Origin of the sequence: Polynucleobacter sp. IMCC 29146, from assembly GCF_021395195.1 — a bacterium.
Taxonomy (GTDB): domain Bacteria; phylum Pseudomonadota; class Gammaproteobacteria; order Burkholderiales; family Burkholderiaceae; genus Polynucleobacter.
Genome location: NZ_JAJVCR010000004.1, coordinates 1 through 19,532, shown reverse-complemented (window position 1 = coordinate 19,532; position 19,532 = coordinate 1). Strand labels below are relative to the sequence as shown.

At 45.5% G+C, this 19,532-nt stretch carries 19 protein-coding genes; 2 read left to right on the top strand and 17 right to left on the bottom strand.

Annotated features, from left to right (window positions below; genetic code table 11):
• The 6 genes from ccoN to LZT22_RS05685 all read right to left on the bottom strand — a co-directional run bounded on the left by ccoN (position 1) and on the right by LZT22_RS05685 (position 7,220).
• Positions 1-1,443, bottom strand: a complete 1,443-nt coding sequence (gene ccoN, locus LZT22_RS05710) for a cytochrome-c oxidase, cbb3-type subunit I (RefSeq protein WP_233924110.1) — start codon at positions 1,441-1,443, stop codon at positions 1-3.
• Between the two features lie 112 nt (positions 1,444-1,555).
• The gene (ccoS, locus tag LZT22_RS05705) at positions 1,556-1,744 is read right to left on the bottom strand and encodes a cbb3-type cytochrome oxidase assembly protein CcoS (RefSeq protein ID WP_233924109.1); all 189 of its coding nucleotides are present in this window, start codon (positions 1,742-1,744) and stop codon (positions 1,556-1,558) included.
• Positions 1,745-1,763: 19 nt separating this feature from the next.
• Positions 1,764-4,253, bottom strand: a complete 2,490-nt coding sequence (locus tag LZT22_RS05700; RefSeq protein WP_233924108.1) for a heavy metal translocating P-type ATPase — start codon at positions 4,251-4,253, stop codon at positions 1,764-1,766.
• Positions 4,219-5,415, bottom strand: a complete 1,197-nt coding sequence (locus tag LZT22_RS05695) for a nitrate/nitrite transporter (RefSeq protein ID WP_233924107.1) — start codon at positions 5,413-5,415, stop codon at positions 4,219-4,221. Before LZT22_RS05695 ends, LZT22_RS05700 begins: the two co-directional genes overlap by 35 nt.
• A gap of 13 nt (positions 5,416-5,428) precedes the next feature.
• The gene (locus LZT22_RS05690; protein WP_370635192.1) at positions 5,429-6,172 is read right to left on the bottom strand and encodes a 2OG-Fe dioxygenase family protein; all 744 of its coding nucleotides are present in this window, start codon (positions 6,170-6,172) and stop codon (positions 5,429-5,431) included.
• 28 nt (positions 6,173-6,200) lie between these two features.
• Positions 6,201-7,220 (bottom strand): Bug family tripartite tricarboxylate transporter substrate binding protein, encoded by a 1,020-nt coding sequence (locus tag LZT22_RS05685; protein WP_370634810.1) that lies wholly within the window; start codon positions 7,218-7,220, stop codon positions 6,201-6,203.
• A 73-nt stretch (positions 7,221-7,293) separates the two neighbouring features.
• Here LZT22_RS05685 and LZT22_RS05680 point away from each other — a divergent pair, with 73 nt between their 5' ends.
• Positions 7,294-8,067, top strand: coding sequence for an SDR family oxidoreductase (locus LZT22_RS05680; RefSeq protein ID WP_233924106.1), 774 nt, complete (start codon positions 7,294-7,296; stop codon positions 8,065-8,067).
• Between the two features lie 3 nt (positions 8,068-8,070).
• On the opposite strand, the gene LZT22_RS05675 is transcribed toward LZT22_RS05680, so the two are convergent.
• Both LZT22_RS05675 and LZT22_RS05670 read right to left on the bottom strand, forming a co-directional pair.
• Positions 8,071-8,982 carry a DMT family transporter gene (locus LZT22_RS05675; RefSeq protein WP_233924105.1) on the bottom strand — a complete coding sequence of 304 codons (912 nt, stop codon included), beginning with the start codon at positions 8,980-8,982 and terminating at the stop codon, positions 8,071-8,073.
• 24 nt (positions 8,983-9,006) lie between these two features.
• On the bottom strand, positions 9,007-9,333 hold the full coding sequence (locus LZT22_RS05670; protein WP_233924104.1) for an NIPSNAP family protein: 327 nt from the start codon (positions 9,331-9,333) through the stop codon (positions 9,007-9,009).
• A gap of 133 nt (positions 9,334-9,466) precedes the next feature.
• On the opposite strand from LZT22_RS05670, the gene LZT22_RS05665 reads away from it, so the two are divergent.
• Complete coding sequence (locus tag LZT22_RS05665; RefSeq protein WP_233924103.1) at positions 9,467-10,612, top strand: alpha-hydroxy acid oxidase; 1,146 nt, start codon at positions 9,467-9,469, stop codon at positions 10,610-10,612.
• Positions 10,613-10,652: 40 nt separating this feature from the next.
• On the opposite strand, the gene LZT22_RS05660 is transcribed toward LZT22_RS05665, so the two are convergent.
• The 9 genes from LZT22_RS05660 to LZT22_RS05620 form a co-directional block, all read right to left on the bottom strand.
• A complete protein-coding gene (locus LZT22_RS05660) occupies positions 10,653-12,647 on the bottom strand; it encodes a tetratricopeptide repeat protein (RefSeq protein WP_233924102.1) in 1,995 nt (664 codons plus the stop codon).
• Positions 12,644-14,950, bottom strand: a complete 2,307-nt coding sequence (locus LZT22_RS05655) for a heavy metal translocating P-type ATPase (RefSeq protein WP_233924101.1) — start codon at positions 14,948-14,950, stop codon at positions 12,644-12,646. Before LZT22_RS05655 ends, LZT22_RS05660 begins: the two co-directional genes overlap by 4 nt.
• Positions 14,951-15,050: 100 nt before the next feature.
• The gene (gene soxA / locus LZT22_RS05650) at positions 15,051-15,827 is read right to left on the bottom strand and encodes a sulfur oxidation c-type cytochrome SoxA (protein WP_233924100.1); all 777 of its coding nucleotides are present in this window, start codon (positions 15,825-15,827) and stop codon (positions 15,051-15,053) included.
• On the bottom strand, positions 15,828-16,157 hold the full coding sequence (soxZ, locus tag LZT22_RS05645) for a thiosulfate oxidation carrier complex protein SoxZ (protein ID WP_233924099.1): 330 nt from the start codon (positions 16,155-16,157) through the stop codon (positions 15,828-15,830).
• Positions 16,154-16,603, bottom strand: coding sequence for a SoxY-related AACIE arm protein (locus LZT22_RS05640; protein ID WP_233924098.1), 450 nt, complete (start codon positions 16,601-16,603; stop codon positions 16,154-16,156). The genes soxZ and LZT22_RS05640 overlap by 4 nt, the downstream gene beginning before the upstream one ends.
• Positions 16,600-17,043 carry a sulfur oxidation c-type cytochrome SoxX gene (gene soxX / locus LZT22_RS05635; protein WP_233924097.1) on the bottom strand — a complete coding sequence of 148 codons (444 nt, stop codon included), beginning with the start codon at positions 17,041-17,043 and terminating at the stop codon, positions 16,600-16,602. Before soxX ends, LZT22_RS05640 begins: the two co-directional genes overlap by 4 nt.
• 4 nt (positions 17,044-17,047) lie before the next feature.
• Positions 17,048-17,989 carry a molybdopterin cofactor-binding domain-containing protein gene (locus LZT22_RS05630; RefSeq protein ID WP_233924096.1) on the bottom strand — a complete coding sequence of 314 codons (942 nt, stop codon included), beginning with the start codon at positions 17,987-17,989 and terminating at the stop codon, positions 17,048-17,050.
• An 8-nt stretch (positions 17,990-17,997) separates the two neighbouring features.
• On the bottom strand, positions 17,998-18,942 hold the full coding sequence (locus LZT22_RS05625; RefSeq protein ID WP_233924095.1) for a molybdopterin cofactor-binding domain-containing protein: 945 nt from the start codon (positions 18,940-18,942) through the stop codon (positions 17,998-18,000).
• Positions 18,943-18,953: 11 nt separating this feature from the next.
• On the bottom strand, positions 18,954-19,403 hold the full coding sequence (locus LZT22_RS05620; protein WP_255700914.1) for a (2Fe-2S)-binding protein: 450 nt from the start codon (positions 19,401-19,403) through the stop codon (positions 18,954-18,956).
• Positions 19,404-19,532: the final 129 nt, after the last annotated feature.

Below are 19,532 nucleotides of genomic sequence, written 5' to 3'. Positions count from 1 at the left end.
TTAGTGAGCTAATTGAGTGGTTACTGGAATAATGGCGTCAATACAGGGCTTGCGATAGACCGTCTTAAATACGTTGTAAGCCATCAGCAGCATGCCGCTTAAATAACAAATACCGCCAATTAAACGAATGACATAAAAGGGATAAGTCGCTTTGACACTTTCCACAAAGCTATAGGTTAAAGTTCCGTCGGGCTCGAATGCCCGCCACATTAAACCTTGCATGACTCCCGCAATCCACATTGCAGCGATATAAATAACCACGCCTGTTGTAGCAATCCAGAAATGTAAATCAATTAACTTCACGCTATACATATCTTTTTGCCCGACGAGTCGCGGAATCATGTAATACAAGGAGCCAATACTAATCATGCCCACCCAGCCCAAAGCTCCAGAGTGCACGTGGCCAATTGTCCAATCGGTGTAGTGCGATAAAGCATTGACGGTTTTGATGGACATCATCGAGCCTTCAAAAGTTGACATGCCATAAAAAGATAAGGCGACAACCAAAAACTTCAGAATTGGGTCACTGCGTAATTTATGCCAAGCGCCCGACAAAGTCATGATGCCGTTAATCATGCCTCCCCATGACGGTGCCAATAAAATTAATGAAAATACCGTGCCTAATGATTGCGTCCAATCGGGTAAGGAGGTATTTTGTAAATGATGTGGACCAGCCCACATATACGTAAAATTCAACGCCCAGAAGTGCACAATCGATAAGCGATATGAGTAAATGGGGCGCTCAGCGGCTTTAGGAATAAAGTAATACATCATGCCTAAAAAACTAGTGGTTAAAAAGAAACCGACTGCATTATGCCCATACCACCATTGAATCATGGCATCCTGTGCACCAGAGTAAGCTGAGTAAGACTTCCATAGGCTAGCTGGCATCTCAACGTTGTTGACAAGATGTAGAATCGCAATCGTCAAAATAAAAGCGCCAAAAAACCAATTAGAAACATAAATATGTTTAGTTTTACGCTTGATCAGAGTGCCAAAAAATACTACTGCATAAGCAACCCACACCAAGGTTATTAAAATATCGATGGGCCATTCCAGCTCAGCATATTCTTTCGAGGTAGTAATCCCCAAGGGCAAAGTAATTGCTGCAGCAACAATCACTAATTGCCAACCCCAAAATGTGAATGCCGCTAACTTATCGCAAAATAAGCGGGTTTGACAAGTGCGCTGAACAATATAGTAAGAAGTGGCAAAGAGAGCGCATCCACCAAAGGCAAAAATCACCGCATTGGTATGCAAAGGGCGCAAACGACCATAACTAAGCCAAGGAATATTAAAGGTAATCTCAGGCCAAATCAATTGGGCAGCAATTAATACCCCCACTAACATTCCGACAATGCCCCATAAAACCGTTACCAAGGCAAATTGCCGCACAATTTTGTAATTAAATGATGTCTGACTGTTATCCACGGCAGTGCCCATGGTTTCTCCCTAGTTAACCCATACTTCACGCAATCTAATAATTCCTCTGAATTATCAAATTAAGCGGCCGAGTGTAGGTTGATCTAGATCAAAACGGTGGCGGGTAAAACGACTAACTTGGCAGATTCTGCCGATCTTGCTGATCTGCCGTGGGTTTAGGCACATCTTCATCCATTAATAAGGCCTGTGCTGGCCCATCCATATCATCAAACTGCCCACTTTTAATCGACCAATGAAATAAATAGGCTAATAAGGCAATCAGTATGAGTGAGAAGGGAATCAACAAATATAAGCTTTCCATATTCTTAGTCTAGCTTGATTTAGGTTTTACGCAATCGCCAAGCATTTAAGGTCACAAACAATGATGACAGCGACATACCAATGCCCGCTACCCAGGGATTAACCCAACCCAGCATGGCAACTGGAATAGCGACTACGTTATATAACAAAGCCCACGCGATATTTTCTTTAATAATGAGACGCGTCTTGATGGCACTGCGTAGTAAATAAACCAAAGGCTCGAGCGAGTTAGCGGTTAAAATAGCATCTGCCCCAGCTGTAATCAGGGGTGCACCGGCTCCTACTGCTACTGAAACGTTGGCACGCGCTAATAGGGGCGCATCATTTACGCCATCACCAATCGCCCACACTATTTTCCCTTGTTCTTGTAGCTTAGCGACATAAGCATATTTTCCCTCGGGTGAAGCCGCGCTAGAAAAATTCGTAATGCCAAAATAATTTGCCCACCAAGCGACAGTCTGAGCATCATCTCCAGAAACTAAATGGACGGTGATCTTTCTTTGTTGTACGGCTGACAATAATTCTTGTACTCCTGGACGGGGGGTATCTAAAAATAAGAAAGTCGCAATCAACCCCTGTCCATCGACCAAGTAAACTTTGCCGTGTTCGCCAGATTGTCGCTCCAAAAGATCAGCTTCTATTTGTTGATCCAGGCCAACATGAAGCGCGCTACCTAGGCGATATTCGCCCGCACGTAATCCGCGCCCCAATTCGCCGACCGAAGCGAGGGGTAAATTTTGGACGGGCAGATTTTCTACTGCTGCCGCACGTAAGAGTGAGAGGGCCAATGGATGCGTTTGCCCTGCCTCCATTGCGGCCGCCAAACTTAAAGCGCAGTGAGCAGAAAAGTCAGCTCGCGCCACTCGAATAGTTTGCAATTCAGGCTGCCCCAAAGTTAAGGTGCCCGTTTTATCTATTACTAAATCACTTACCTCAACCAAGCTTTCCATGACGTGCCCGCGCACGATGAGGATGCCCAATTTTGTTACGGCGCCTTGGGCTGCAGCCATCGCCGTTGGCACTGCCAACGACAGTGCGCAAGGACAACTCGCTACCAATACCGCCACTAAGACGGTCCATGATTTACTAGGATCAAATATAAACCAGAGACCAGAAGCGATCAGAGCAGTCGCAAGCAAAAATAGAATGAAATGGCTCGCCCAGCGTTCTGCCAAGCTAACTAAATGAGGTTTGGCTAATAAAGCCTGATCTAATAAGGCAGCAATACCTGCAATGCGTGTAGCTTGACCTACTGTATCAATCCGCATGATGCAAGGATTCAAAATATTATGACTTCCAGCGTAAAGAGGGTCGCCAATTTTTTTCCTAATCGCCCGTGCCTCCCCCGTTAATAGAGATTCATTAATCTCGGTTTCATTGGCTATTAAAACTCCATCGGCTGGAATAATCTCGCCTGGTGATACTCGTATAAAATCACCTTGATGGCAGTTCACTACTGGCACTTCTTTTAACTCTAAGGAGTCTGGATAGTGTAAATATTTTTCACAGATAGCAGGTAATTGTTTTGCTAAAGCTTCGGCACCGCTTTGGGCATCTTGCCGGGCTAATAGTTCAACATAGCGCGCGCCCAAAATAAAAGCCACAAACATGGTGATCGAATCAAAATAACTTGCGCCATTACCAGTTAATAAATTCAAGGTGCCAGCAAAAAACGCTAAGCCCAAAGCAATGGCAATTGGCACATCCATACCCAATATATGGGTTTGCGGGAAAAGTCGTACGCTCCGCCAAGCAGCAAGAAAAATCGGTCCAGCAGAATAAAGAATTACAGGCACGGTTAAAACCCAACTCGCCCAGCCCAATAAGGCACCGTATTCTTGGCTTAAATCGCCCGTCCCAGTATAGGTTGGCCAAGCATACATCATCACCTGCATCATGCCTAATAAGGCCACGCCAAGCCGCGTAAGTAATTGGCGTCGCTCTCTTCTACCTAAATCCGCTGCTTGCGATGGTTCGAATGGCCAAGCAGAATATCCAATCCGCTCAATTTCAAATAACAAGTGCGACAAATTGCATTGCTCTAAGTCAAACTGTATTTTGGCTTTTTGCGTAACATAATTAATTTGCACATCACGAACCCCTGTGAGCCGCTTTAAATACTGATCACATAACCAAACACAAGCAGCACAGCGAATTTTTTCTAAGCGTAAGGTTGTTTCTAATAGACCATCAGCTATTGGGCGCGAGAAGCGTGCAAGCAAGGCAGGATCATCATAAGCAAGTAAACGATTCGGAATCGTATTGCCGCTAAGCGCTTGGTCTGGTTTGACACCTAACTGTATCCGGCGAGCATAAAATACATCGAGACCTTTACCATGAATAGTTTGGGCAATCGCCATACAGCCTGCGCAACAAAAGACTTGCTTCAACCCGCCTAGCTCGGCTACGAAATAAGTAGCGGCAGGAATGAGGCTGCCGCAGTGATAGCAGTTATGCACTGCGGCCATCTGCTCCCTAGCGCTTTCTACTCCAGCCGTGGCGTTTTTCATACATCACGAACAATACACCCCAAATGACAATTGCGCCATACGCCCAAATCCAAGCATCTGGCGAGCTACGCGAACCCGTTAAATCTAAAACAAAACCAAAAATAGCGGGCCCTAATAAACCGCCTCCAAAGCCCATTAAAGAATGTAAGCCCATCGCTGCGCCTTTAATATTCTCTGGCGCACTCATTACTAAGCCCGCAGTTAGCGTTGCCGAGTCGGCCATAATAAAAATCGCATGGGCAATGGCTAAGCTAACAATTAACCACCAGGCTTGTCCTGAAGCGGTAGCTAAAGCAATGCCCGCTACCGCACTGCCTAGCATCACAAATGCAATCCAATTTTTTCGACCTACGCGTAGAGCAATTTCATTACCAATGATCGATGCGGGTACACCAAAGAAATTAATCATGCCTGCCAGGGTGGTAATCGCCAAGAAAAAATTGCTGCCAGAAGCAAGTGTACAAAAACCAAAAAAGGCTACTAGCCAGCTACGTGAAGCAAATAGTTCTAGCGAATGGGTAGTGTAGCCAAAGATGTATCCTGCAGCATCGCGATTATGCAAAACTAAGCGCCAGGTTTTAATCGGGAATAAATCGCGCCAATGTAAATTTAAACTACCAAGCCCTGCTGCGGACTTTAAAGGTGGAATAAAAAATAAAACAATTAAGGTCGCTGCCAGTGGTCCTAAGGCAATCCATCGATACACTGCCTGCCAATCTTGAGCCTCTAAAATCCAGCCTGAAAGTACATAAGATAAGCCAGTGCCGATACCAAAGAAGGCGGTATAAAAAGAAATATGTCGACTTAATTCGCCTTGTTGAATGCGGTCAGAAAGAATTTTCAGGCCAGGCATATACGTACCTGCCAGCCCAGCGCCACTGATCACCATAAAAAGCACAGCGGACCAAAATCCATTGGCGATAAACCCCATACCCAAAAGACCCAAAAACCCGAGCAAGCCACCAACAAAATAAATTTTGCGGGCATCGATACGATCGGTTAAGGCAGTGGCAAATGGCACCGCACACATATACCCTAAGAAAATTGCGCTAGCAATTAAACCGGATTGCAAATTACTGAGTTGCCACAAGGCTTGTAAGGGCAACAAAGTTGTGGCATAACAGGCGAAGCCGAGCAAAGCGCAGGACTGCGCCAGCAACATTATCGGGGTGTAATTATTGCTCTTGGCCAACTTGTTCTTGAAAACCATGCGCCCTGAAGGTTAGCACTAAGGTATCGCGATAGCCCCCGGGTTGAAGTGGCTGAATTGGAGTTGACTCATGGATCATGCGCTCATCATCTAACATTAATAACGACCAAGAGTCGGTTAAGGTAAAGCGTTGTCCAGCCGAACCTTGGGCCTCAAAAATGCGCGTCTCACCGCCTTTAATATGATGACGATCGACCAAAAATACAGCTACATAATCGACTCCATCGCGGTGCGCGCCCTCCGGTGTTGGTCGACCAATACCCTCAGCAGTATCAATCCGAAACTGATGGGCTTCAACAAACCAAGTAGTTACTGGCTTTGCTTGACTTAATATTTTTGCGGTAGCGCATAGGAGTTTTTGCCACACTGGATCGCGTGCTAAACCACTAACGATCGGCTCAAACCACCGGTGAATTCCGCCATGCAAAGCGTTATAGTTAAGTGATTGCCAGTGTGCTCGATGCGGCATAAGCTCTAATGCACCTTGATGAATTCGATAACTATCATGCCGTCTAAAACGATAGCGACCACCATCTTTCAAATAGGGATCACGGGGCAAATCGTGCCAATATTGTTGAAGGTGGGATAAGTCAGAGAGCGAGAGTTGGCTGTAATCGGCCACTGCTTGCGGCGCAGCTACTGCAAAACTTTGGCGCTGTAAAGTTTTAACTAATTGCTTGGCGGGTGTAAAGGGGGGCTGTAGAATCACCCCCCTATTTTAGGACATCTCTTCGCCTTTAATCGAGTTGCGCCCCAGATGCCTTAACAATACGAGCCCACTTCATTATTTCTTCTTTTAAAAAGCCCGCTAATTTATTGGTAGTAACGGGTGTTAAATCAAGTCCTTGTTGTGTTAGACGCTCTCGCACATCTGGGCGAGCCATAACCTTAGCCATAGCCGCTTGAATTGTTTTGGCAATTTCTGGATTCACGCCGGTTGGTGCAAAGAGGCCAACCCATACTTCACCTACACAATCAGGATAGGTTTCAGCAATCGTTGGCACATCTGGAGCAGCTGGCGAACGTTTGGCCGAACTAATCGCAATCGATTGCAATTTACCCGCTTTCATATAGGATAAGGCTGAAGGGAGGCTAGCAAAAGCCAAAGGAACCTGCCCACCTAAGACATCATTAATCGCTGGGGCTACTCCTTTGTAAGGAATGTGTTGAAGTTCAATGCCTGCACTCGTCGCTAACATCGCTCCTAATAAATGACTAATAGTGCCATTGCCGGCTGATGCATAAGCTAACTCACCCGGTTTCTTTTTCGCTGCCGCTACTACCTCGGCCAGCGTTTTTAGAGGCGAGCCAGGTGGCGAAACTAATACGTAGGGAGTTGCGCCAAGGTAATATAAAAAAGTAAAATCAGCAACGGGATCAAACCCAGGATTTTTATAAAGCGCGGGATTAATTGCCTGCGCACTATTAATCGTGAGAAGCAAGGTGTAACCATCTTTAGGGCCTTTGGCCACTGCTTGTGTGCCAATATTACCGCCAGCCCCAGGTCGGTTTTCAACAACCACCGAACCATTCAAAGCCTCACTGAGAGCAGGCGCAATTAAGCGGGCAACAATATCATTCGTGCCAGCGGCCGCTTGCGGTACGACCAATATCACTGGCTTGGTGGGGTAGGTCTGGGCTTGTACAGTTTCAGTCAGTAAACTTAAAGCCAAACTGAAGCCTAAACTTGCCGCCAAACTGAAGCCTAAATTGAACTGCCTACTCAACAATTTCCTGCTTGATTGTGTTTGATACATAAGCCCCCCTATTCAGTTAAGATCCTACTATAAATACGTAAATTAAACCCAACTAATAAAAGATCAAACCACCATGACGAATTCTCCTAACACTTCCCACCAACGTGTTGCCCTAGTTACAGGCGCTGGCACCGGTATTGGGAGAGCGGCAGCCAAGGCCTTACTCCATGGCGGCTTTCAGATTGTTCTTACCGGCAGAAATATTGATAAATTAAAAACGGCCATTACTACGATTGGTGGTACTGAGGCAAACTGCTTAGCGGTTGCTTGCGATGTTGGCAAACCTGATGAGGTTAAAAAATTATTTGCCGCCTTAGAGGCAAAATTTGGGCGAATCGATCTCTTATTTAATAATGCTGGTTTAGGCACACCTGCAATGCCGATGGAAGACATTAGTTACGAACAGTGGATGTCGGTAGTTAATACTAATTTAAGTGGGGCCTTTTTATGCTCGCAAGAGGCAATTCGCATGATGAAAGCGCAATCACCCCAAGGGGGGCGCATCATTAATAATGGCTCGATCTCTGCGCATGCACCGCGCCCTTTTTCCGCTCCCTATACGGCCACTAAACACGCGATGACGGGCCTAACCAAAGCCATTTCGTTAGATGGCCGCAATCATCACATTGTCTGTGGACAAATTGATATTGGTAATGCTGCCACCGAAATGACTGAGCGCATGGCTAAGGGCATTATTCAAGCAGATGGCTCGAGCAAAATTGAGCCCCGCATGGATGTTGATCACGTCGGCCAAGCCGTTTTACATATGGCGCAATTACCGCTTGAGAGTAATGTGCTCTTTATGACCATCATGGCTAACAATATGCCTTTCGTTGGTCGCGGCTAAATCCTAAACCGTTGCTGATTTACTTGCCACTGTACGAATCGGCATTTTTCTGCCAATCATCACCACAGCGACTACGGCGGTAGCGAAAAGAATATTTACCAAGGTAATGGGCTCAGGTAAAAATAGGCTCGCCGCTAAAAAAGTCATGAAGGGTTGTAAAAGCTGCACCTGACCAACCCGTGCAATGCCTCCTAAAGCGAGGCCGTTATACCAAAAGAAGTTGGCGATAAAAGCGGAGACCAATCCCAGAAAAAGTAAGGCTATCCAAGTGCCAATAGAAATGGTTGGCGCTAACTGCAAAAAATTTGGTGTTTGAAAAGCGAAATATAACGCCAAGGGAAAATTAATTGCTAGACCCATTACTAGAACCCAAGAAATCACCACTGGACCGCCCATTTTTTGCGATAACTTCGCTGCTTCCGCATAACCATATGAAGCCGATACCGCCGCAATAATTAAAGCCCAATCAGCAAACTCCAGACCGCCATGACTTTGCCAAAGTGAATACAGAATTACCAGCAGACTACCAATGGCAGCGGTAATCCAAAATCCTACCGAAGGCCGCTCGCCGAATCGCAAAGCACCAAATAAAGCCGTTAATAATGGCGTAATACCCAACACTACGCCCCCACGCGAGGAGGGTAAGTAAGTCATTGCCACACTAATGCCTAAAGGAAAGCCGAAGACAATAAAAACAGTAGTGACCAGTAAAGCTAATGCATCTTTACGATTGGGCCAAGCAGGTCGTAAATAAAGTAAGTAAGCTAAAGCACCTAGGCCGCCCAAAGTAGCACGATAAAAAGCAGCAGGGAAGGTGCCAAAGTCAGCGACAACTAAGCGTGTCGCCGGCAGGGTAATGCTGAAAAAAATAATCCCTACTAGCCCAAGCCAAAGGCCCTTAGTTTCCGCTTTCATTAAACCTGGTAGCTTTTTTGCGAGTTAACGTAAAGCTGAATACGAGGTTGGCACCAAGATCATATTTTCAATACGCTCGACTAGAGGCCCATTGACTTCAGTACCCGCTTTAGCTGATTTCCATGCGGGGTCATTTTGAAAAGCATTCCACTTGCTTTCACGCTCAGCAAGGCTATCCCATTCCAAAAGATAATAAAGTGAATTACTATTCACTCCTACCAAGACCGTCCAAAAACCAATCTGCCGAATACCATGTTTTTTCCACATCTCTAAAGTGATGGTTTCAAAACGCTTATTAAGCTCTGGCAGTTTGCCAGGCACCGAATGATAAATACGTAATTCATGCAACATAGCCAATCCTTTATAAAACATATACTGTTAGCAATGATAATAACGAAATTGCCAAGACGAGCCCCAAAGTGAGTTAAATTGACCCTATCTAACACCCCGTGAGCCCTAATTTAGCCTTAAATTAAAGGAAGTTATGCCAATCATTACGAATATTGAAGATTTGCGTATATTGCATCAAAAGCGCGCCCCAAAAATGTTCTACGACTATGCCGATTCAGGCTCGTGGACTGAAACCACCTATCGCGCTAACGAAGCTGATTTCCAGAAAATTAAATTTCGGCAGCGGGTTGCTGTCAATATGGAAAATCGTACTACCCAAACGACCATGATTGGTGAAACTGTTGCCATGCCGGTGGCTTTAGCGCCAACTGGTTTAACTGGCATGCAATATGCCGATGGTGAAATCTTAGCGGCACGCGCTGCTGAAAAATTTGGCGTCCCCTTTTGTTTATCAACCATGAGTATTTGTTCCATTGAAGAGGTAGCCAAGCACACCACTAAACCATTTTGGTTTCAGTTGTATGTAATGAAGGACCGCGACTTTATCGAGCGTCTAATTGAGCGTGCTCGAGCAGCATCCTGCTCAGCTTTAGTACTTACTCTAGACCTACAAATTTTGGGACAACGCCATAAAGATTTAAAAAATGGTTTAAGCGCTCCGCCCAAACTAACTATTGCAAACATCATCAATATGATGACTAAACCCAGTTGGTGTCTTGGTATGGCCCAAACCCCACGTAGAAATTTTGGCAACATTGTGGGGCATGCCTCTGGAGTTGGCAATATGGCCTCCTTATCCTCATGGACCGCGGAACAATTTGACCCGGGCTTAAGCTGGGATGATGTTGCATGGATTAAAAAACGCTGGGGCGGTAAACTTATTATTAAAGGTATTTTAGATGTGGAAGATGCGCGCTTAGCTGTCAACTCGGGGGCAGATGCATTAATTGTGTCAAATCATGGTGGACGGCAACTCGACCATGCGGTCTCCAGTATTCACGCCCTACCCGCAATTGTTGATGCAGTTGGCAAAGAGATTGAAGTTTGGGTTGATGGCGGCATTCGCTCAGGGCAAGATGTCCTTAAGGCCTGGGCTTTAGGCGCTCGCGGCACAATGATTGGTAGAGCCTTTTTATATGGCCTAGGCGCAATGGGCGAAGCTGGTGTTACGAAGTGCTTGGAAATTATTCATCGCGAACTTGATCTCTCAATGGCTTTTACTGGCCATCGAGATATTCACAAAGTAACTAAAGATATTTTATATCCTGGTACCTATTAGGGTGCAGCGCACAAAAGTAGCCTGGCAGAGATCTGCATTGCTACTCAACTTTCTTCGCTAGCGACTGAAATAAAATATGATCTATTGGTAAATCATCCCAATAGCGCTCCATCATTTGTTGGTAGGCGGCCTCAATCTGCTGTGCAAATAAGGGGGTATTAAATAATGGCGCACTTAAACGTTGTTCGGCTAATTTCTCCCTCAGTTGCTGTAGTCTAGCGGAATCATTTGCTAAGGCAATCGCTAGAGACTCATATTCTTCGGTATTCGTGGTGATTAACTCTGGCAAGCCAATCGCCTTGAGCAAACTAGCCGCCACCCTACTAGCAAAAGCGGCATTCACACAAGTTAACACGGGTAGCCCAGCCCAGAGTGCATCACTCGCCGTAGTATGGGCGTTGTAGGGCAAGGTATCCAAGAATAAATCAGCGGCCTGATGGCGCGCTAAGTGCTCGGCTAAGCTTAGGCGTGGAGCAAATATTAAGCGCTCAGGTTTAATATTTCTTTTAATTGCCTCTAAGCGCAAATTTTGCGCTATAAAACGATTGTCCTCTAAGAGCCATAAAACGCTGCCCTCTACCTGCCCCAAAATACGCATCCAAGAATCAAATATGGGTGGATTGATTTTGTAATTATTATTAAAACAACAGAAAACAAAGCCCTGTTCGGGTAACCCTAACTCAGGGCGCGAAGCTTTTTTTTCTGCAATCTGTTTTTTATTGTCGTTAGCTTGATATGAAAAAGGGAGATAGGCAATTTTTTCTGAATAATATTGCCGACAATCTTCAGGAATTAAGGTGTGATCTGCAATGATGTAATCGATATAGTCAGCGCCCATGGTGCCTGGATAACCCAGGTAATTTACCTGAATTGGCGCCGCCCGATAAGCCAATAAACCAGGACGACTATCCTGCACTAAGCCCATTAAATCGACCGCAATATCGATTTCCATTTCGCGTGACAGTTTTGCTACCTCAAGGTCACTCAGGCCTTGAATATCAACCAATTGATCTAGGGCTTGATTAATCCGCTGAAAAACTTCAGCATTATTATCTTGGCCAAACGAAAAAGCAATGACTTCAAATTGCGCTTTATCATGATTTTCAAATAAACCAGCGATCAGTTGAGTAACCGCATGGTTACGAAAATCTGCCGAATAATAGCCAAGCCGAATTTTTTTATTGCGCTTTCGTTTGACAATTGCTGGTAGTGCTAACTCGGCTTTAGCTCTTTTTTGCGTATATTGTTTTGCCACAGCAAGCTGTAACTCAGGATCACTAGAGATGGCGAGTACGCCAAATGGGGTGATCACCTTTTCGCCAACACTGAGCTTATTGAGAATGGCCGCTAAAGCAGCATCATAGCCAATCCATTTACCCATACTCATTTTGAGATTAAATGGCATCGCATATAAATAGTCGTAGTTGGGTTTTATGGCTACCGCTTTTTCATAAGCAATGAAGGCCTTATCTTCGTAGTGGAGTTGGGTAAATAAAATCGCCGTATTAAGCCAAGCTTCAAAATAATCAGGTTTAAGACTAATGGCCCGCCCATACGCATTGAGTGCAGCTTCGTTACGCCCTAAGGCTTTAAGTGCCAGCCCTTGGTTAAACCAAGCTGCAGCATTAGTATCTTGGATAGCTAAGGCTTTTTGATAGCAGCTGAGGGCCTCCTCATAATTACTTAGCTTAAATAAACTAATACCAAAATTAAGCCATGCCGCAGGATTAAAGGGAGTTAATTGCGTGGCTAACTCATGGTGGACTAAAGCGGCATGCTCTTGATCAGACTCAGACAAAGCTTTTGCCAAATTAAATTGTAGCCCTGCATCTTGTGGATCAATCTGGGCCGCTTGTTGTAAGAAGTTGGCTGCAGCATGATGCTGACCTTGGCTAGCCTTAACTAAACCATAAATCTGTAAAGCCGATAAATGCTTAGGCTCAGCATGTAATGCCTCATCTAAAGCAAGTTCGCAAGCGGTAAAATTACCAGCCTCAAATGCGGTAATGGCTTGCTTTAATAAATCATCAATCATTTCAGGCGCAGTGCATTCGTGATGACTGAAACAGAGCTAAAACTCATTGCTACTGCTGCAATCATCGGCGATAACAAAAGTCCAATAAATGGGTACAACACACCTGCTGCAATAGGTACACCTAAGGCGTTATAAACCATTGCAAAAGCTAAATTTTGTTTCATATTACGCACGGTTGCCCGCGAGATTAAAAATGCTTGCGCAATGCCGCGTAAATCACCCTTCACTAAGGTAATTTGGGCGTTGTTAATGGCCACGTCAGTACCCGTACCCATGGCAATGCCAATATTGGCTTTGGCTAAGGCAGGCGCATCATTAATACCATCACCGGCCATTGCTACAATCCGACCAGTTTTTTGTAGACCTTCCACTAGCGCTAATTTATCAGCCGGCTTTACGTTGCCATAGACTTCACTAATACCCAGTCTTGCGCCAATGGCTGCGGCGGCCAGCTGATGATCTCCAGAGGCCATCACAATCTTAATACCGAGACCTTGCAGGCTAGCAAGGGCCTCTGCCGAGCTTGCTTTAATAGGATCAGATAGTACGATAGCGCCGGCAAACTGTTGGTCGACCCCTAAATACATTACTGTCGCACCCTGCGCCAACGCCTCTTGAATTGCTGAAGATTGAGCAAGGCTTATCTGATTTGCTTCCATTAACTCAACATTACCAATTGCCAGCCAGCGACCATTGATAAGACCCTTCACGCCCATCCCAGGTACAGCTTCAAAATGCTCAACCCGATCTAATCCTAAATTTTTCTCAACAGCAGCCGCCACAATACTGGCAGCAAGGGGATGTTCACTACTGTGATCGACACTCGCAGCCATTTGTAAAATTTCTTGCTCACTATAGTTTCCAACAGAAATAATGCGCTCTACTTGTGGACGGCCTTCAGTGAGCGTGCCGGTTTTATCAACGATTAAAGTATTCACTTTACAAAGATTTTCAATCGCTGCCGCATCACGAAAGAGTATGCCTTGCGATGCCGCTTTACCGCTTGCAACCATAATCGACATGGGTGTTGCCAAGCCTAGCGCACAGGGGCAGGCAATGATTAATACCGACACTGCATTAATTAAACCGAACACCCAACTGGGTTGGGGACCAAATAAACCCCAGGCAAAAAAACTAAGTAAGGCAATGCTCACCACTGAGAGCACAAAATAGTTTGAGACTACATCAGCCATCTTTTGCATTGGGGCTTTAGAGCGCTGGGCTTGGGCTACCATTTGTACGATCTGCGCCAACATCGTCTCAGAACCAATGCGTTCAGCACGAATCACTAGGGTGCCATTCGTATTCAAGGTAGCGCCAATGACTTTACCGCCCGCTTTACGGCTAACCGGTACAGGTTCACCAGTAATCATGGCTTCATCGATATAACTCGCACCTTCTACCACCACACCATCAACCGGTATTTTCTCTCCTGGCCGTACCCGAATTAAATCGCCCAGCTGTATCACCTCTAAGGGCACATCTTCTTCCTTGCCATCAATACCGATGCGCCGTGCGGTCTTAGGGCTTAGGCCTAATAAAGAACGGATTGCTGCGGAAGTTTGTGAACGTGCACGCAGCTCCATCAACTGCCCCACTAAAGTTAAAGAAATAATGACGGCCGCTGCCTCAAAATACACTGAGACCCGTCCCATAGAAGTAAAGGAACTCGGAAAAACATTCGGTACGAGGGTTGCAACCACACTGTAAATATAGGCAGAACCGGTACCCATGCCAATGAGCGTGAACATATTGGGGCTCCGATTTTGAATCGAAACCCAAGCTTGCATAAAGAAAGGCCAGCCAGCCCATAAAACAACTGGCGTAGCTAAGGCAAACTCAAGCAAACTCGCACTCGCCATCGAGACTAAATGCAGCGACTCATTAAACATCGCCAGAATAAAAACGCTGATCGTTAGAGGTAAAGTCCACCAAAAACGACGTCGATATGAAATTAACTCAGGATTTTCGCCTTCGTCGAGACTGGGCATCTCTGGCTCTAAAGCCATGCCACACAAGGGGCAACTACCAGGGTGGTCTTGGCGAATTTCAGGATGCATCGGGCAGGTGTAAATCGCTCCGGGTTTTACAGGTTCAGGCTCTTTAGGGGCCGGATGTAAGTAGGACTCCGGGTCAGCACTAAATTTGGTGCGGCATTTGGCGCCGCAAAAATAATATTGATGGTGCTGGTATTCAAAATGATGTACTGACTGCTCAGTAACATTCATATTGCAAACTGGGTCTTTTAACTGAGGATGGTCAGGGGAATTCGGCTGACTAGAGACATGATGTGTATGGTCCATCCTCTAATTCTAGTGCCAAACCACCACCATCAGCCTCTAAGCAAAATTCGCTACTATTGCATCAAGCAAAAAGATGATGGAGCACTATAGAGAATCATCATTAAGGCCTAACTCCTGGGGCTTCAAGCGGCATGCCATTGGCGCGCATCATTAAAAATAGCTCCAGCTCAGTTAACTCTTTCGAGCCATACGCATAAGGCTCGGCCCGTACTCCGCTCATGCAATTACGTAAACGCCGCTGTAATGAACCCACGCTTTGCCACTCAATTCGATAGATGGGATAAGCAGTAGGATGAGCCTGAGGTACTGGAATACCGGCTAACTTTTCACCGGCCCGCTCTTCATGGCATTGCTTACAAGATAAATTCAGCTGGCCAATACGTTGATTAAATTGGCGCTTACCAGCATCAAGGTAAGGCTGTGTTGCTGGATTAGCCTTAATTTGAATTGGCATGCCTTTCGACTGCACTGAAATATAGGCTAACAAAGATAAGAGTTCTTTGCTTTCATAAGGAAGCGGTTTAACTTTTTGTTTTTCAGCGCGACACTGGTTAATGCGACCCTCTAAATTTGTTAACTTGCCATCCACTAACTGTGGGTAACGGGTAGCCACTCCCCGCATTGATTTTGCTGCATCACCATGACAACTTGCACACGCTTGATTAGAGCTCCCAAGCTTTTCTTGCCAAGCACTTTGGCCATCTAAGATGGCAAAAGTTGCTGGATTCAGGTTGGGGTCATCCTGCATCGCCTTATTTTCAGCTGACATTAACTGATAACCGGATTGTCGAGGATCAGCCGCAGACGATGGAGCAGCGTGTAACAGCATGAACTGTAAACCGACCAGAATCACTACTCGGAAATGAAAGGGACTCACTTAAGTTACGGAAATTTGACTTTGATTGGTAGCCAAATAGCCGTCGTCACCCGCCCAAGAAAATTGTAAAATTCCACTAGTCGTTGCAATGACCGTAAATATCAGTAATGGATTAGCCCCAACGGCTGGAAAAAAATCAGCCTTAAAGACTTCGGCGCCATTATATTGACACGTAAAAACCCGAATAATATCCCGCGGTATCAACTTACCCTGCTCGGTATGCCTAAAACCCGTCTCCATATCGTGCTGCACAATTGCTTTGATCTCGATAATTTCACCTTTACGCGCCATCTTTGGCATAGTAATTAGGGTGCGCGAAGTTTTGCTCATATAAATCCCTCAGAGCAAGCAGAGCTAGTAACCAGCGTATCAGCATACGTCTGATAAAAACTACCATCACTCATTTGCGCAATCGCCCAAACCCGCTGGGTATCAGCCAAACGAATACGGGTAGTGAAGTTCGCAGTTCCAGATAGAGGAGTGAAATATGCACTAATGATATTAGGCAAAGGATTTTTTCCAGCTACCAAATGAATTGCTTTAACATAATCATTCGCAGTCATTGGGCTATCGACACGAATTTTAATGACTACTAAATTGCCATTTTCAATTAAGCTGGCCAATTCTAATTGCACCCTGCCTTCTTTGGCTGTATTAGCACCAATAATGCTATTTATTGCTGCGGACGCTTCTTCTGGAGTTGCATGCGCTTGCTGTACTGGAATTAAACCTACTATTCCTAAAGCCTTAAGTAACTTTCGGCGCTGATTTTTCATTGCTTTAGACTCGCTAAAAAACTGATTACATCTTCAATTTCTTGGGCACTCAAAATAGTCTTTCCAGTGAACTGTGGCGCAACTCGGTTTAAATGATTGACACGAAAATAGGCGGGCATGATGGTATTTGGATTGAAACGACTTGCATCGACCAAACGCGCGCGTAATTGAGGTGATGATAAACGCGCACTACTGACCAGCAAATCGGGGGCCAAATTACCCTGAAAACGCTCCTCAGGAAATGGCCCACTATGGCACAAAAGACAAAGTCCAGTTTGGCGACTTGCCACTACAGCGCGACCGCGCATGACGTTGCCCGCTTCTTGAGTCAGCGGTTCGGGGATAGCATCGCCAGAATAGCTTTGGGAAAAAACTGGTAGTGGATATAAAAGCGGCAGCGCTAGAAATAAACTGATGACTAGCGCAGACCGCATGGGCATAGAATTAAACCAACTTAACGCCACTATTCTTCAGGGGAATCGTCCGATAGCGTTTACCAGTCGCCCGATAAATGGCATTTAATACTGCTGGTGCTGCCACCGCAATAGTGGGTTCACCAATACCGCCCCACTCTGGTCCGCCCCCTTCAAGAATGATCGTTTCTACCTTAGGCATTTGGGCTAAACGTAGAGAATTAAAGGTATCAAAATTCGTTTGCTCAATGCGCCCATTCTTGACCGTACATTCCTCTAAAAAGAGTGCTGATAAGCCATACACAAATGAACCAGAAACTTGACGACGAATTTGTGCGGGATTTACGGCATAACCACAATCGGTTGCAGCCACTATACGGTGAATTTTTACTTCATTGTTTTTATTCACGGATAACTCACAGGCTGCTGCAACGAAACTGCCAAAAGCCTTCATTTGAGCAATACCGCGGTGTACTCCAGCAGGAGCTGGTTTTGTCCAGCCAATACCTTCAGCGGCAGCATTCAGCACAGCTAAATTTCGTGGGTATTTGTCCATATACTTACGGCGAAACTCGACAGCATCAACGCCGGCAATCTCGGCCATTTCATCCATAAAACATTCCATGAAAATAGCGTTTTGATTGACATTGACCCCGCGCCAAAAACCTGGCGGCACATGGGTATTGCGCATCACATGGTCAATATGGTAATCGGGAAAGTGGTAACCGAAAGCATGTTCACCAGTATTAAATACACCCTGAAAAGTAAGGGGGTCCATCCCTTTATTGGCAGCTACAATTGCCGGCCGCACTGCATGCAAAATTGACTGCCCACATAAGCGCATATGAAATGAGGTGAGATTTTTCTTATCATCAAAAGAAGCGCTCATTTTTGCCATCATCACGGGGTGATAACGTCCTTGGGTCATATCCTCTTCGCGAGTCCAAATTAATTTAATTGGCACGCCAGGCATTTGCTTGGCTATATAAAGGCTTCGTCAGCATTTAAGCCATCTTCAAGCATCTTTTTAATAGTCGCGCTGGAATTATTGGCATTAGGGCCCTCATCCCACACAATCGGCAACTTATCAAGTGCGGTTTTAGCTATCCAAAAGGTATCTGCCACGACAGCTACTGCTGAGTCGCCAACTTGTACTACTTTCTTCACGCCTTTAATGCCAGTCACTTTACTAGCATCAAAACTTTTTACTTTGCCACCAAATACGGGGCATTCTTTAATATTGGCAATCAACATGCCTGGCATTTTTAAATCAATAGCATAAATCTGCTTGCCAGTTACCTTACCAATCGTGTCATCAATTCGATCTACTGGCTTACCAATGAGCTTCCAATCTTTAGGATTTTTTAAGATAATTTCAGTTGGCACGGGTAATTTTGCGGCTGCTACTGAGACTTTGCCAAATGTTGTTTTACGCCCTGTAGGAGTATGCGTAATCACGCCATTACTTGCCACACACTCCCCTACTGGCACACCCCAATCACTTGCTGCAGCTTGTATTAACATCATGCGCGCCGCAGCGCCGCCTTTACGAACATAGTCTTGAGAAGTACGAATACCACGACTACCACCAGTACCAAAATCGCCCCAAACACGCTTACGTTTGACGTTTTCAGCGGGGCTCGGATATTCATAGCCCACCATTTTCCAATCACACTCCAGCTCTTCAGCAACCATTTGGGCCAAACCTGTGATCGTCCCCTGCCCCATCTCAGAGCGAGCAACGCGGACAATCACGCGCTCATCGGGCTGAATTACGACCCACACACCAATTTCTGGCGCACTTAGGGCAGCATCAGCCTCACATAAACCAAACGGAATTTCAAACCCTAGGGTTAGGCCAGTGCCAACTGCCGCAGTTTGAACAATAAATTTTCTACGCGCTGGGCTTTGTATTGTTGTATTCATTAATCAGCCCCTTAAGCTTTAGCAACAGCATGAATTGCAGTACGTACTTCTTGGAAGGTGCCGCACCGACAAATATTCGTGATAGCAGCGTCAATTTGAGCATCAGTTGGTTTCGGATTTTTACGCAACAATGCCGTAGTGGCCATGACCATGCCCGACTGGCAATACCCACATTGAGGAACTTGATTGTCAACCCAGGCTTGCTGAATTTTGCTGAGCTGGCCATTCTTTTCTAAGCTTTCAATGGTTTCTATTTTTTTACCAGCAGCAGCACTGACCGGTAACATGCAACTCCGCAAAGCCTGCCCTTCAAACAAAATAGTGCAAGACCCACACTGGCCAATACCACAGCCATATTTTGTCCCAGTAAGGTCGAGTTGTTCACGCAGAACCCAAAGTAAAGGCGTACTAGGATCAACGTCCACACTCATTTTTTTACCATTAACATTTGGTGGATTCAACTACGAAGTGCAACTTTGAACAACTAAGCCTAGTGGCTAAGGATATCTTAGTATCCATAGCTTCTAGACCAGCAAGTCAAAGTAGCCATGACCTATCAACACCTTAGCCAAGAAGAACGATATCAGATT

Excerpts from the sequence above, each read along its gene's own strand:
- LZT22_RS05680 (WP_233924106.1), top strand. The coding sequence starts at position 7,294 with ATGACGAATTCTCCTAACACTTCCCACCAACGTGTTGCCCTAGTTACA.
- LZT22_RS05655 (WP_233924101.1), bottom strand. The coding sequence starts at position 14,950 with ATGGACCATACACATCATGTCTCTAGTCAGCCGAATTCCCCTGACCAT.
- LZT22_RS05685 (WP_370634810.1), bottom strand. The coding sequence starts at position 7,220 with ATGTATCAAACACAATCAAGCAGGAAATTGTTGAGTAGGCAGTTCAAT.
- LZT22_RS05630 (WP_233924096.1), bottom strand. The coding sequence starts at position 17,989 with ATGCCTGGCGTGCCAATTAAATTAATTTGGACTCGCGAAGAGGATATG.
- LZT22_RS05640 (WP_233924098.1), bottom strand. The coding sequence starts at position 16,603 with ATGAAAAATCAGCGCCGAAAGTTACTTAAGGCTTTAGGAATAGTAGGT.
- LZT22_RS05670 (WP_233924104.1), bottom strand. The coding sequence starts at position 9,333 with ATGTTGCATGAATTACGTATTTATCATTCGGTGCCTGGCAAACTGCCA.
- LZT22_RS05665 (WP_233924103.1), top strand. The coding sequence starts at position 9,467 with ATGCCAATCATTACGAATATTGAAGATTTGCGTATATTGCATCAAAAG.
- soxX (WP_233924097.1), bottom strand. The coding sequence starts at position 17,043 with ATGCCCATGCGGTCTGCGCTAGTCATCAGTTTATTTCTAGCGCTGCCG.
- LZT22_RS05700 (WP_233924108.1), bottom strand. The coding sequence starts at position 4,253 with ATGAAAAACGCCACGGCTGGAGTAGAAAGCGCTAGGGAGCAGATGGCC.
- LZT22_RS05625 (WP_233924095.1), bottom strand. The coding sequence starts at position 18,942 with ATGAATACAACAATACAAAGCCCAGCGCGTAGAAAATTTATTGTTCAA.
- ccoS (WP_233924109.1), bottom strand. The coding sequence starts at position 1,744 with ATGGAAAGCTTATATTTGTTGATTCCCTTCTCACTCATACTGATTGCC.
- LZT22_RS05660 (WP_233924102.1), bottom strand. The coding sequence starts at position 12,647 with ATGATTGATGATTTATTAAAGCAAGCCATTACCGCATTTGAGGCTGGT.
- ccoN (WP_233924110.1), bottom strand. The coding sequence starts at position 1,443 with ATGGGCACTGCCGTGGATAACAGTCAGACATCATTTAATTACAAAATT.
- soxZ (WP_233924099.1), bottom strand. The coding sequence starts at position 16,157 with ATGAGCAAAACTTCGCGCACCCTAATTACTATGCCAAAGATGGCGCGT.
- LZT22_RS05695 (WP_233924107.1), bottom strand. The coding sequence starts at position 5,415 with ATGTTGCTGGCGCAGTCCTGCGCTTTGCTCGGCTTCGCCTGTTATGCC.
- LZT22_RS05675 (WP_233924105.1), bottom strand. The coding sequence starts at position 8,982 with ATGAAAGCGGAAACTAAGGGCCTTTGGCTTGGGCTAGTAGGGATTATT.